This is a genomic window from Streptomyces sp. SLBN-31 (assembly GCF_006715395.1).
Lineage (GTDB): Bacteria > Actinomycetota > Actinomycetes > Streptomycetales > Streptomycetaceae > Streptomyces.
In genome coordinates this window covers 1081318-1095080 of the sequence record NZ_VFNC01000002.1, presented here as the reverse complement: position 1 = coordinate 1095080, position 13763 = coordinate 1081318, and the positions used below count along the sequence as shown (strand labels likewise).

Genomic DNA, 13763 nt, shown 5'->3' with positions numbered 1-13763 from the left:
TCCGCGAGCCGCGTGAGGTGCGACGCTGGGACGACAGGCATCCGCCGAGGGGACTCGGGAGGGCCCGATGGGACGTGACGTGCCGGCCCTGGTGTTCACGCGGGAGGACCGCCGACGGTACCGGGACAAGATGCACACCTGCCTCGACGTACTCGCCCAGATGCTGCGCGAGTCGGGTTTCGAGAGCGAACGCCCCCGGGTCGGGCTGGAGATCGAGCTCAATCTGGTCGACGACGACGGACTGCCCGTGATGCGCAACACCGAGGTGCTGGGCGCCATCGCCGACCCCGCCTGGTCCAGCGAGCTGGGCCGCTTCAACCTGGAGATCAACATCCCGCCCCGGGAGCTGACGACCGGCGGGCCGGGCGCCTGGGAAGAAGCCATCCGCAAGGCCCTCAACCACGCCGACGAACGCGCCCGTGCCGTGGGCGCCCACCTGATGATGGTCGGCATCCTCCCGACGCTGCGGGAGTCTGACGTGGGCGAGGCGGCCCTGTCCGGCGATCCGCGCTACAAGCTCCTCAACGAGCAGATCTTCGCGGCGCGGGGTGAGGACCTGCGCATCAATGTGGACGGTGTGGAGCGCCTGTCGATGTACGCCGACGCCATCACGCCCGAGGCGGCCTGCACCAGCACCCAGTTCCATCTGCAGGTGGACCCCAAGGAGTTCGCCGACTACTGGAACGCGGCACAGGCGATCGCGGGGGTGCAGATCGCCCTGGCGGCCAACTCGCCCTTCCTCTTCGGCAAGGAGCTGTGGCGCGAGACCCGCGTACCGCTGTTCGAGCAGGCCACCGACACCCGGCCGCAGGAGATCAAGGCCCAGGGCGTGCGCCCGCGGGTGTGGTTCGGGGAGCGCTGGATCACCAGCGTCTTCGACCTGTTCGAGGAGAACGTGCGCTACTTCCCGGCGCTGCTGCCGCTCTGCGACGACGAGAACCCGCAGGAGGCGCTCGACGCGGGCGGCATTCCGGAGCTGGGCGAGCTGACCCTGCACAACGGCACCATCTACCGGTGGAACCGCCCCGTCTACGCCGTCACCGACAGCGGTCCGCACCTGCGCATCGAGAACCGCGTCCTGCCCGCCGGCCCCACGGTCGCCGACATCATCGCCAACGGCGCCTTCTACTACGGCCTGACGCGCGCCCTCGTCGACGAGGACCGGCCGGTCTGGACGCGGATGTCGTTCGCGGTCGCCGAGGAGAACCTGCACGCCGCGGCCCGCGACGGCATCGACGCCCGCCTGTACTGGCCCGGCACCGGCGAAGTCCCCGTCACCGAACTGGTGTTGCGCCGCCTGCTGCCACTGGCCCACCGGGGCCTGGAGCTGGCCGGCCTGGACGCGGCCTGGCGCGAACCCCTCCTGGGCATCATCGAACAGCGCTGCGTCACCGCCCGCAACGGCGCCCTGTGGCAGGCGGAGATGGTGCACCACCTGCAGAAGGCGGGCGTCTCCGACCGCGCGGAGGCCCTGCGCCGCATGACCACGACCTACATGGACTACATGCACCTCAACGCCCCCGCCCACACGTGGCCGGTGGATTGAGGCAGGCGCGCTTCGGACGCGGGTGGCGCGGCCGAGGGCCGCCGCGTGAGGCCGCCGGAGCAGTCGTCCCGCCTCTCCTCCACGCAGGTGCGGCCGCCTCAGACCTCCTCCAGCACCGCCCGGATCACGTGCCGGGCGTTGCGGGCCATCGCCGCGTTCGTCGTCCGGTAGTACGGCAGCGCGATCACCGCCTGCGACAGCGTCCGCGCCCGGCCGCGCCGCCAGCACGCGTCGTCCACGTCGAGCGCCTCCCGGAAGACCGCCCGCGCCCCGGCGGGCAGCAGGTTCCATGCCGGGAACAGGTCGCAGGCGGGGTCGCCGACCCCCATGCACCCGAAGTCGATCACGGAGACCAGCCGGCCGTCCGCCACGAGCAGGTTTCCCGGCATCAGGTCGGCGTGCAGCCACACGTCAGGGCCCTTGCGGTCCGGGGCCCGCAGCGCGTCCTCCCACACGGCGGCCACGGCGTCGCAGTCGACGCCCTCCTCGGGCAGCGCGCGCAGTGCCTCGATCGCCGCCCGTGTCCCGGCGTCGAGGGCGGTCAGCGGTCCGCCGCGGTGGGCCCGCGGCGCGTCCGGCAGGTCCAGGCCGCGCATCGCCGTGACGAAGGCCGCCAGGTCCCTCGCCAGTGCCACCGGGGCCTCGAGCGCCCCCTCCTCGGGGTTGCGCCCTTCCTGCCACCGGTACACCGACCACGGCCAGGGATATCCCTCGGCGGGCTCCCCGGCGCCGAGCACCTCGGGCACGGCCGTGGGCAGCAGCGGCGCGAGAGCGGGCAGCCAGCGCCGCTCCCGCACCACGTCCTCGGCCCCGCCCGCCACCAGGGGCAGCCGTACCACCATGTCCTCGCCCAGCCGGTACATGGCGTTGACCGTGCCGCCCGAGGGGAACCGGCGCACCGGCAGCCCCGCCCACCGCGGGAACCGCCCGGCGACGAGCCGCCGTACGAGGTCCTCGTCGACGGGGTGCGCGCCGGGATGCATCTGCCCTGTGGTCATGGGGAGCCATCCGACCGCCCGGTGCCGATCTTCGTCAAACGTTTTTTTGGAGCGGGCCTCCCCGCCGGACCGGGCGTTCGGGCGGCCCGCGTGCCGTGTCAGGATGCGGGTGATCGTACGTCCTCCGGAAGGCTGCCCGACGTGAGCGAAACCGAGCCGGCCACCGCGCCGACCCCCCTGCTGCTGCCCGACGGCCGGCCCGCCGCCGAGGCGTGGTCGCTGGACCCCGCCCTCAGGCATCTCAACCACGGATCCTTCGGCGCCGTCCCACTGGCGGCGCAGGAGCGGCAGCAGGAATTGCGGGCCGAGATGGAACGCTCACCGGTGGTGTGGTTCCCGACGCTGCCCCCGCGTCTGGCCGCCGCCCGCCGGGAACTCGCCGAGTTCCTGCGGGTCGACACCGGCGACCTCGCCCTGGTGCCGAACGCCAGTGCCGGCGCGAGCGTCGTCTACGCCGCCCTCACCCCGCGCCCGGGCGGCGAGATCGTCGTCACCGACCACGGCTACGGCGCCGTCACCATGGGCGCCGAACGACTCGCCCGGCGCTGGGGCGGCCGCGTGCGCACCGCGCGGGTGCCGCTGGACGCCGACGCCGAGCAGGCGTACGAGGCCGTGGTCGCCGAAATCGGCGAGGCCACCGGTCTGATCGTCGTCGACCAGATCACCTCGGCGACCGCGCGCAGGCTGCCGGTGGAGGCGATCGGCGAGGAGGCGCGGCGGCGCGGGATCCCGATGCTCGTCGACGGCGCGCACGCGCCCGGGCTGCTCGCCACGCCGCTCGCCGACGCCCCGTACGACTTCTGGACCGGCAACCTGCACAAGTGGGGCTGCGCCCCGCGTGGCACCGCGGCGCTCGTCGCGCGCGGCCCGCAGCGCGACCTGCTGTACCCGCTCATCGACTCCTGGGGCGCCCAGGACCCCTACCCGGACCGCTTCGACCAGCAGGGCACCATCGACGCCACCTCCTACCTGGCCGCGCCGACCGCCCTGGCGCTCGTCGAGCACACCTGGGGCTGGGACGCCGCCCGCCGCTACATGGACGACCTCGCCGACCACGGTGCCCGCGTCGTCGGCGCCGCCTTCGCGGAACTCACCGGCGAGGACAGCCGGGTCGACGTCGGCATGCCCGTGCCCGGCATGCGTCTGGTCCGTCTTCCCGGCGGCCTGGGCCGCACCCGCGTCGAGGCCGACGCCCTGCGCGACCGGGTCGCCCGCGAACTGGACGTGGAGGCGGCCTTCACCAGCTTCGCCGGCACCGGTTACTGGCGCCTGTCCGCGCACGTGTACAACACGGCCGCCGATTACGAGTACTTCGCCGAGAAGTGCGTACCCGTGCTCGGCGAATGGGCCCGGTTCGGGGGCTGAACGCTCCTTGAGGCCATCGGGGCCGGCGAACGTCCCCGGGTGTCATCAGGTCAAGCGTCCCGGACCCTTGACTCGCCGGGCCGCCGCCCCGATCCTCGTCCCAGATATTGCGCTGGTCATGACAACCCCATGGTTCCCCCATGCCCTGGGGCCGGCCGCGCCGACGGAGGGACGTGGGCAGTGACGCCGAACCGACGCTCGAACCGCAGACGCAGGAACGTCACCCTGATGTCGCTGCTCCTCCTGGTGCTCGCCGTGATCCTCGGCCCCACGCCGAGCTCGGCGGCGGGCGGCGACTGGTGGATCCCGACCGCGCCACCCACCCCGGACCTGCAGATCAACGTCACCGGTGAGCCGTTCACCGGCACCGACTCGGCCGGAAAGGTGCGCGGGTTCGTCGACGCCCACAACCACCTCTTCGGCAACGAGGCCTTCGGCGGGCGGCTGATCTGCGGCAAGGTGTTCTCCCCGAACGGCGTCGCCGACGCGCTCAAGGACTGCCCCGAGCACTACCCGGACGGCACCCTCGCGGTCTTCGACTACATCACCCACGGCGGCGACGGCAGGCACGACCCGGTCGGCTGGCCCACCTTCAAGGACTGGCCGGCCCACGACTCGATGACCCACCAGGCCGACTACTACGCCTGGGTGGAGCGGGCCTGGCGCGGCGGGCAGCGGGTGCTGGTCAACGACCTCGTCACCAACGGCATGATCTGCTCCATCTACCCGTTCAAGGACCGCAGTTGCGACGAGATGACGTCGATCAGACTGCAGGCGAGGATGACGTACCAGCTGCAGGACTACGTCGACGCCATGTACGGCGGCCCCGGCAGGGGCTGGTTCCGGATCGTCACCGACAGCGCGCAGGCGCGCGAGGTCATCGAACAGGGCAAGCTGGCGGTCATCCTCGGCGTGGAGACCTCCGAGCCGTTCGGCTGCAAGCAGATCCTCGACATCCCGCAGTGCAGCAAGGCCGACATCGACAAGGGGCTGGACGAGCTGTACGGGCTCGGTGTGCGCTCGATGTTCCTGTGCCACAAGTTCGACAACGCCCTGTGCGGCGTCCGGTTCGACTCCGGCGGCCTCGGAACGGCCATCAACGTCGGCCAGTTCCTGTCCACCGGCACCTTCTGGCAGACCGAGAAGTGCACAGGCCCGCAGCACGACAACCCCATCGGCAACGCCGCCTCGGCGGCCGAGTCCGACCTGCCGTCGGGTGTGACGGTGCCCTCGTACGACTCCGACGCCCAGTGCAACAAACGTGGGCTCACCGACCTCGGCGAGTACGCCGTGCGCGGGATGATGAAGCGCAAGATGATGCTGGAGATCGACCACATGAGCGTCAAGGCGGTCGGTCAGGCGCTGGACGTCCTGGAGTCGGCCTCCTACCCCGGCGTGCTCTCCTCGCACAGCTGGATGGACCTGAACTGGACCGAGCGGGTCTACTCCCTCGGCGGTTTCGTCGCCCAGTACATGCACGGCTCCGAGGGCTTCGTCGCCGAGGCGGCCCGCACCAAGCCCCTGCGCGACAAGTACGGCGTCGGCTACGGCTTCGGCACCGACTTCAACGGCGTCGGCGACCACCCCGCCCCCCGCGGCGCGCACACCTCGAACCCGGTGACGTACCCCTTCAAGAGCGTCGACGGCGGCTCGGTCATCGACAGGCAGACCTCCGGCGAGCGCACCTTCGACATCAACACCGACGGCGCCGCCCACGTCGGCATGATCCCGGACTGGGTCGAGGACATCAGGAAGGTCGGCGGACAGACCGTGGTCGACGACCTGTTCCGGGGCGCGCAGTCCTACCTCGACACCTGGGGTGCGACGGAGCGGCACCAGGCCACGGTCGATCTCGCCAAGGGGCAGCCGGCGACGGCGAGTTCGTCCGAGTGGAACCCGTTCACCAGCTATCAGCCGGGGCGGGCGGTCGACGGGGACGGCGGCACACGCTGGGCCAGTGACTGGAGGGACGACCAGTGGTGGCAGGTCGACCTCGGCTCCACCCACCTGGTCTGCCGGGTCACCCTCGACTGGGAGCGGGCGTACGGGAAGTCGTACCGCATCGAGCTGTCCACCGACGGCACCACCTGGCAGACCGCGTGGTCCACCACCTCCGGCGACGGCGGGCTGGACACGGCCAGGTTCACCGGCACACCGGCCCGTTACGTCCGCGTCCACGGCCTCGCCCGCGGCACCTCCTGGGGATACTCGCTCTACGACGTCGGCGTCCACAGCGCCTGACACCCCCGCACGAAACCCGAGGACACGCATGGCACGCAGACCGTCGGCCGAACGACGCAGACAGCTGACGGAAGCGGCGATCCGGGCGATGGCCCGGGACGGCGTCCCCAGGACGACGACCCGGTCCATCGCCGCCGAGGCCGGCGTGTCCCTGAGCGTCTTCCACTACTGCTTCGACTCCAAGCAGGCCCTGATCGAGTCGGTCATCACGACCCTCACCGACCACTCCGTGGCCGTGGTGAACAAAGCGCTGCGCCCGAAGGCGACGCTGGAGGAGACCGTGCGGGCCGGCTTCCAGGCGTACTGGGACCATGTGCGTGCCCACCCCGACGAGCACATGCTCACCTACGAACTGACCCAGTACGCGCTGCGCGAGCCGGGATTCGAGCACCTGGCCCGGCGCCAGCACGAGCTGTACGCCAGCGCCTTCGCGGAACTCATCGAGCGGCTGCGGTTGGAGCGGGATCTCGAACTCACCGTGGCCGTACCCGTATTGGCCCGTTACCTGGCCGCCGTCACCGACGGGCTGACCCTCAACTTCCTCGTCCTGGGGGACGAGTCGGCCTGGTCGGAGATCCTCGACACGGTCGTCGCACACATCGCGGGGCTCGTGGTCTGAGCGGAGCGGGCGGACGGAACCACGCCCCACTTCTTGACGTGTACTGGACGATGTGGATTTCATGGGAGCGCTCCCATGCACCTGCTCGTGCCCTTTCCACGCCTGGATCTCCCGGCGCTCACCCCCATGGAGCCGCAGTGAGAAGAACAAGAAGCACGACACAACAGCACCCCTTGACGGGCCTGGTGGCCCTGCTGGCGAGCCTCCTCGGACTCGTCCTCGTCGGCGCGCTCTTCCCCGCCGTCGCCCACGCCCAGTCGCCCGCCGTACAGGCCGCCGGCCTGCACATCAGCAACGGCCGGCTGATCGAGGGCAACGGCAACGACTTCGTCATGCGGGGCGTCAACGCCGCCCACACCTGGTACCCGGGCAAGACCAAGCAGTCGCTCGCCGACATCAAGGCCCTCGGCGCCAACTCCGTCCGGGTCGTCCTGGCCGACGGTCACCGCTGGGCCGCCAACAGCGCCTCGGACGTCGCCGACGTCGTCGCCCAGTGCAAGGCCAACCGGCTCATCTGCGTCCTGGAGGTGCACGACACCACCGGCTACGGCGAGGACAGCGCGGCCGGCACGCTCGACCAGGCGGCCGACTACTGGATCGGCCTGAAGGACGTCCTGGCCGGCCAGGAGAAGTACATCATCATCAACATCGGCAACGAGCCCTGGGGGAACACCAACCCCGACGGCTGGACCGCCCCCACCATCGCCGCCGTCAAGAAGCTGCGCGCCGCCGGACTCCAGCACACGATCATGGTCGACGCCCCCAACTGGGGTCAGGACTGGCAGGGCGTGATGCGCGCCAACGCCAGGTCGGTCTACGACGCCGACACCACCGGCAACCTCATCTTCTCCATCCACATGTACAGCGTGTACGACACCGCGCAGGAGATCACCGACTACCTCAACGCCTACGTCGACGCCAAACTGCCCATCCTCATCGGCGAGTTCGGCGGCCCCGCCGACCAGTACGGCGACCCCGACGAGGACACCATGATGGCCACCGCCCAGCAGCTGAAGCTGGGCTACCTGGCCTGGTCGTGGAGCGGCAACACCGACCCGATCCTGGACCTGGCGGTCAACTTCGACCCCAAGCAGCTCAGTTCATGGGGACAGCGCGCCTTCAACGGCGCCAACGGCATCGCCCAGACCGCCAAGGAGGCCACCGTCTTCGGCGGCGGGTCCGGCGACACCCAGGCGCCGACGGCCCCCGGCACGCCCACCGCCTCGACCGTGACGGCCACGTCCGTCACCCTCACCTGGCCCGCCGCCACCGACGACGTCGGGGTCACCGGCTACGACGTCGTCCGCGTCACGGGCTCCGACGAAACCAGGGCCGCCACCGCCACCACCAACACCGCCACCGTGTCGGGGCTGACCGCCGCGACGGCGTACACCTTCGCCGTCTACGCCCATGACGCGGCCGGCAACCGCTCGACCCGCTCGGCCACCGTGAACGTCACCACCGACAAGGCCCCGACCACCGCCTGCTCGGTGGGTTACCGCGTCGTGGGGGAGTGGCCCGGAGGCTTCCAGGGCGAGATCAAGATAGGCAATCCCGGCGCCGCCGCCATCAACGGCTGGAAACTCGGCTTCACCTTCGCCGACGGCCAGACCGTCTCCAACATGTGGGGCGGTACGGCCGCGCAGTCCGGCGGCGCGGTGACCGTCACCCCGGCGTCCTACACCACCACCATCGCCGCCGGCGGCTCGGTCACCGTCGGCTTCATCGCGAGCAAGAGCTCCACCAACACCGCCCCGACCGCGTTCACCCTGAACGGCAGCACCTGCACGACCGGTTGAGCCACCGATCGGCGGGGGCGCGCCCGCCCCCGCCGCCGCTTCCACCGCATCACCGAAGACGGCGCAGAACAGGCCCGCCCGACCCTGGCCCGCACCTACCGCGCCCGGAAACAGCCCTTGCCGGGCTGGGTCGCGAACCGTCCGTCGGTCGATGGGGGAGCATCCCAGCGGCGCCCTGTCACCTCCGCGGCGCCCCCGTGCTGCCCCTCACCACCAGCGACGTCGGCACCAGGTCCGTGCCCGCGCGTACCCCGTCGTCCCCGCGGATCTGCTGCAGGGCCTTCTCCACGCACCGTCGGCCCACCTCCGCGAAGTCCTGGTGGACCGTGGTCAGTGGCGGCACGAAGTACGCGGCGTCGGGGATGTCGTCGAAGCCGACCACGCTGACGTCCTCCGGGACGGCGACCCCGCGTTCGTGGAAGGCGCGCAGCACGCCCAGTGCCATCTGGTCGTTGGCCGCGAAGACGGCGGTGCAGTCGGGGTGTCCGGCAAGGGTGTGGCCGGCCGTGTAGCCGGACTCGGCCGACCAGTCGCCGTGCAGCGGAGGCGGCACCGGGCGCCCCGCTTCCTCAAGCGCCGTACGCCAGGCCTGAGTTCGGCGTTGTCCGGCGTAGGAGCTCTCGGGGCCGGTGACGTGCCAGACCGTCTCGTGGCCCAGGTCGAGCAGATGGCGTACGGCCCGGCGGGCGCCGTCGGCCTGGTCGGTGTCGACGACGCAGTAGCGGTCACCGGCGTCGGAGTCGACGACCACGACGTGGACGCCGGGCGGCAGTTGGACCGTCCCGGTGTCCAGGAGGTGGACCTCCATGATGACGACGACCGCGTCGACGGCCAGTTCACCCATGCGGGTGAAGGCGCCCAGGACGTTGTCCTGGGTCGGCACGTCGATCGGGATCAGCGTGATCGCGTAGCCCTCGGCCGCCGCATGCGTGGCGATGGCCTCCACGGTGCGGCTGTTGCCGGTCGAGGACAGGCTGAACAGGATCACGCCGATGGTGTTGAACTGGCCGTAACGCAGGGCGCGCGCCGCGCTGTTGGGCCGGTAGCCCAGCTCCCTCATCGCCGCCAGCACCTGCTCGCGGGTGGAGGCGATCACGCCGGGATGGCCGTTGGAGACCCGCGAGACCGTCTGCGAGGAGACACCCGCGAGCTTGGCCACGTCGGCCATCGACACCCGCTGCTTGCGGCGCCCGCCGGGCACACCGGAACCACCCCGCTCCACCACTGGAGCCTCCTTCGACCCGGCCCCGCACCCGTTGCGGGGCCCACCGGATGTTACGCATGAGACACCTTGACTGCCGCCGGGGCGGATGCCACGATTCCGGCGCCGCCGAGTTTACGTAAACATCCCCCACGACGGCAGCAGATGTTTACGTAAACATCGCGGAGCGCCGAGCCGCCACCTCCTGAAAGGGCACGTCGATGCGCAAGACCCCCGCCAAGAACCGCCTCAGCTCCCGATTGCGCGCCACCTGTGCGGCGGTGGCGATCGCCGCGGTCAGCGGCGCGACACTGGCCGGCAGCCCCGCCTCCGCCACCGCCGCCGCTCCGACCGGCACGAGCCAGTTCCGGGGCGTCAACTGGGCCGACCCGCGCGACAATTTCGCCGACGACTACCTCCAGCTGTCGGGCCTGTCGACCTCCGACGGCTACGCGCAGACGTACGCGAAGGCGAGCCGGATCATCAGCGCGTTCCGCGCGAACCTGGGCGCCAACACGGTCCGGCTGCCCATCAACCCGTACACGGTCAACGGCGCGTACTGGAAGTCCTACCGCGCGGTCATCGACGCGGCCTCGGCCCACGGCTTCAAGGTCATCGTGTCCTACTGGGAGGGCACCGGCGACAAGCGGGACGGCTACATCGACGACGAGGCCACCTTCTGGCCCATGTGGGACACCGTCGTGAAGACGTACCAGCACAACTCGCGCGTCTACTTCGAGCCGATGAACGAACCGCACGGCTACACGGACGCCCAGTGGGCCGACATCGCCGCCAAGTGGCTGGCGACCTACCCGTCCGTCCCGCGCGACCGCGTCTTCGTCAGCGGCGCCGGCTACAACGACCACGTCACCTCGGTCTGCGCCGACCCGCGTCTGAAGGGCACCTACCTCTCGCTGCACCACTACGGCTTCTGGAAGTCGTACGCGACCTACGACCAGTGGGTGTCCGACCTCAAGGAGCGCATCGGCGACTGCGCGAACCGCACGGTCATCGACGAGTTCGGCGCCCCGATGACGACGGGCCTCGACTACGACAAGCCCGCGCCCGACGACAACTACGTCAACTTCATCCAGGCCGAGACCGACACCGCCCGCGAGCTCGGCATGGGTTCGGTGTACTGGCCCGGACTGCGCACCGACGACATCTACTCGATGCAGAAGCTGGTCGGTGACCCCTCCCGCCCGTGGCTGGCCACCACCAACCAGTCCGGCGCCGACCGGCTGGCCTGGGCCTGGGGCCGCGGCCGGCCCGTCCAGGGCTGACCGACTCCTCGCCGCAACGGTCGAACTGCGCCCGGCCGTTGCGGCGAGGCCTTTTTTTCGGGGTGTAGCGCGAGTCAGGCGGCGGCCGGACGGACCAGGCCCGTCTCGTAGGCGAAGATCACGGCCTGTACCCGGGCCCGCGCGCCGATCTTCGCGAGGATATGGCTGACGTGGGACTTCACGGTGGTCGGGGCGATGGACAGCCGCTCGCCGATCTCGGCGTTCGACCAGCCGGAGGCCACGGCGGTGAGGATGTCGCGCTCACGATCGGTGAGCGTGGCCAGTCCGGCCCGGCGGGCGGTACGGGGGGCCGGCTGCTCCAGGCGGACGGTCTCGATCAGGGCGCGCGTCAGGGCGGGCGTGATGACGGCGTCCCCGGCGGCCACGACGCGGACCGCGGCGGTCAGTTCCTGCGGAGTGGCGTGCTGGGCGAGGAAGCCGCCTGCCCCGGCGCGCAGTGCGGCGGAGGCGTACGCCTCGCTGCTGGTCGGCGTCAGCACCAGGACGCGCGGGCGGCGCTCGCCCGGCGCGACGGGGCGGGTGATGCGGCGGATGGCCTGGATGCCGTCCGCGTCGGACGCGCCGTTGCCCATGACGACCACGTCGGGACGGAGTTCCTCGCACCGGTCGGCGGCGTCGGAGGCGTTCGCAGCTTCGCCGGTGACGGTCAGGTCGGGTTCGGCCGCGAGGAGCATACGGAGGCCGAGGCGCTGCAGGGACTGGTCGTGGACGACGAGTACGGAGGTCATGGCGGGCTTCTCCCCTGAACGAAACCGTTTCGTTCACGTGAGGAATCAGCGTAGTCCCGTTGCTATCGAAACGGCATCGTCTCGATTGTGGTATCGGTCACGCGCTCAGTCGGTTTCGCGCAGCGCGGTCCACGTGTCGTGGCCCACGACGCCGTCGGCATCGAGCCCCTTGGCGCTCTGGAAACTCTCCACGGCGGCCGTCGTGCCCGGGCCGAACTCGCCGTCCACGCCCGAACCGCCCACGTCGTAGCCGCGTTTGGTGAGCATGCACTGCACCTGCAGAACACGTTTGCCGCTGTCGCCCTCACGGGTGCGGCCGCTGCCGGCGTAATAGGTGCAGTCGGAGATCCAGGGCGGGGTCGCGGGGCCCTCGGGCGTGCCGGTCGCCGGCGCCGTCCCGGTCGGATCGTCGCTCGCGCTCGGCCCCGGGGCCGACGGGGAGGCGGAGGCGCCCTGCCGCCCGGGCCGGGCCGAGCCGGAGGCGGCGGACGCGGAGGAGGATTCGGCGGTCCGCGCCCCGCCGTCGACGCTCTTGCCGGAGGCGGACGTGTACGCCGCGGAACCCGACGCCGACGGCCTGGCGCCGTCCGAGAGGGTGCCGCCGCTGCTCGTACGGGAGCCGGGGGAGGTGCCCGGGCCGGGCGGGAGCGGGCTGTCCAGGGCGAGAATGCCCGCGGCCGTCGCGCAGAGCACGACACCGGCGGCGACGACCAGCAGCGGCTTCCTGCGGCCGGTGGTGCGGGGCTCGTCGGCGCGTAAGCGCTCGGGCGGGTCCGCCGGACTCTCGGGGGCTTCGGCCTCGCCCCCGGCGGACGGCGCCGCGTGCCCGGCCGGAGCGGGAGCCGGCACCGGCGGGGCGTCGCAGGAGCGCAGGCGCGTCGTTTCGTCACCGGGGAGGCCGTCGAGGACCTCGTACGCCCGCTGCCGGGCCAGCACCCGGCCGGCCAGCGGCTCGGGCCAGTCGGCCGCCCCGGCGCGGGCCGAGGCCGCGTCGACGAGCTCCTGCGGGGCCGGCCGGCCCTCGGGCTCCTTCGACAGACAGGCGGACAGCAGGGCGGCGAGGTCGGCGTCCGCCGCCGCGACCTCACCCAGCAGCTCCCCGTTGGGTTCCTCGAAGGCCACCCGGTGCATCACGTCGACGCCCGTGCCGTCGCCGAACGGCGCATGCCCGGTCGCCGCGTAGACCAGCGTCGCGCCCAGCGAGAACACGTCCGAGGACGGTTCGCAGGTGCCCGTGCGCAGATGCTCCGGCGACATGTAGGCCGGGGTCCCCACCCGGTTGCCGGTGCCGGTCAGCGCGCTCGCGTCGACGGCCTTCGACAGGCCGAAGTCGATGACGTGGGCGCCGTGGACGGACAGCAGGACGTTCGACGGCTTCAGGTCGCGGTGCACGATCCCGGCGGCGGCCAGGTCCGCCAGGGCCCGCCCCAGCTCGGCCACCAGCCGCCACACCGCGGCGCTCGCCAGGGCGCCGTCCTCGCGCACGGCGTCCGCCAGATCGAGTCCCGGCAGGTACTCGGTGGCCATCCACAGCAGTCGGTCCTCGAAGCCCGTGCCGCACAGCCGGGGCGTACGGGTGGTGCGGACCAGGTCGTGCACCGACGCCTCGCGTTCGAACCGGCGCCGGAAACCCGCGTCGTCCGCGTACTCGGGCCTGATCACCTTCACCGCGACCAGGCCCGACCCGCCGCCCGCGGGACGGCCGAGATACACCCGCCCCATGCCGCCGCTGCCGAGCAGCGCCAGCGGCACGTAGGGGCCGATGCGGCGCGGATCTCCCGAGTGCAGGGGCGCGGCGCCGGTCTGCCGCAGCGCCGCGGCCTCGTCCGGTGCCGCGCCCGACGGCACCGAGCGGTGTTCTGACACGGGTCCCCCGAAGTGATGTTCGTCGTATGCCAGTTCGCCCAAGAGGGGAAGACGAGGCTAACGCAGCAGCGGCGCGTCGACAGCGGTTTCGATCAG

Annotated in this window: 10 protein-coding genes; 6 read left to right on the top strand and 4 right to left on the bottom strand. The window is 71.6% G+C overall.

The window, feature by feature from the left end:
- Nucleotides 1–67 precede the first annotated feature (67 nt).
- Nucleotides 68–1546 (top strand): glutamate-cysteine ligase family protein, encoded by a 1479-nt coding sequence (locus tag FBY22_RS25005; protein WP_142149521.1) that lies wholly within the window; start codon nt 68–70, stop codon nt 1544–1546.
- A gap of 98 nt (nt 1547–1644) precedes the next feature.
- On the opposite strand, the gene FBY22_RS25000 is transcribed toward FBY22_RS25005, so the two are convergent.
- A complete protein-coding gene (locus FBY22_RS25000) occupies nt 1645–2544 on the bottom strand; it encodes an aminoglycoside phosphotransferase family protein (RefSeq protein WP_222127819.1) in 900 nt (299 codons plus the stop codon).
- Between the two features lie 141 nt (nt 2545–2685).
- Here FBY22_RS25000 and FBY22_RS24995 point away from each other — a divergent pair, with 141 nt between their 5' ends.
- From FBY22_RS24995 to FBY22_RS24980, 4 genes are all read left to right on the top strand, one after another.
- Nucleotides 2686–3909 carry an aminotransferase class V-fold PLP-dependent enzyme gene (locus FBY22_RS24995; RefSeq protein WP_142149519.1) on the top strand — a complete coding sequence of 408 codons (1224 nt, stop codon included), beginning with the start codon at nt 2686–2688 and terminating at the stop codon, nt 3907–3909.
- A 228-nt stretch (nt 3910–4137) separates the two neighbouring features.
- On the top strand, nt 4138–6150 hold the full coding sequence (locus tag FBY22_RS24990) for a discoidin domain-containing protein (RefSeq protein ID WP_142149517.1): 2013 nt from the start codon (nt 4138–4140) through the stop codon (nt 6148–6150).
- Between the two features lie 28 nt (nt 6151–6178).
- Nucleotides 6179–6769 (top strand): TetR/AcrR family transcriptional regulator, encoded by a 591-nt coding sequence (locus tag FBY22_RS24985; protein ID WP_142149515.1) that lies wholly within the window; start codon nt 6179–6181, stop codon nt 6767–6769.
- 137 nt (nt 6770–6906) lie between these two features.
- Nucleotides 6907–8568 carry a cellulase family glycosylhydrolase gene (locus FBY22_RS24980; RefSeq protein WP_260845114.1) on the top strand — a complete coding sequence of 554 codons (1662 nt, stop codon included), beginning with the start codon at nt 6907–6909 and terminating at the stop codon, nt 8566–8568.
- 178 nt (nt 8569–8746) lie between these two features.
- Here FBY22_RS24980 and FBY22_RS24975 read toward each other — a convergent pair whose 3' ends face one another.
- Nucleotides 8747–9793 (bottom strand): LacI family DNA-binding transcriptional regulator, encoded by a 1047-nt coding sequence (locus tag FBY22_RS24975; protein WP_260845113.1) that lies wholly within the window; start codon nt 9791–9793, stop codon nt 8747–8749.
- 197 nt (nt 9794–9990) lie between these two features.
- Here FBY22_RS24975 and FBY22_RS24970 point away from each other — a divergent pair, with 197 nt between their 5' ends.
- Complete coding sequence (locus FBY22_RS24970; RefSeq protein WP_142149513.1) at nt 9991–11052, top strand: glycoside hydrolase family 5 protein; 1062 nt, start codon at nt 9991–9993, stop codon at nt 11050–11052.
- 74 nt (nt 11053–11126) lie between these two features.
- Here FBY22_RS24970 and FBY22_RS24965 read toward each other — a convergent pair whose 3' ends face one another.
- Both FBY22_RS24965 and FBY22_RS24960 read right to left on the bottom strand, forming a co-directional pair.
- Nucleotides 11127–11801, bottom strand: coding sequence for a response regulator transcription factor (locus tag FBY22_RS24965; RefSeq protein ID WP_142149511.1), 675 nt, complete (start codon nt 11799–11801; stop codon nt 11127–11129).
- Between the two features lie 105 nt (nt 11802–11906).
- Nucleotides 11907–13667 (bottom strand): serine/threonine-protein kinase, encoded by a 1761-nt coding sequence (locus FBY22_RS24960; RefSeq protein WP_260845112.1) that lies wholly within the window; start codon nt 13665–13667, stop codon nt 11907–11909.
- Nucleotides 13668–13763 lie beyond the last annotated feature (96 nt).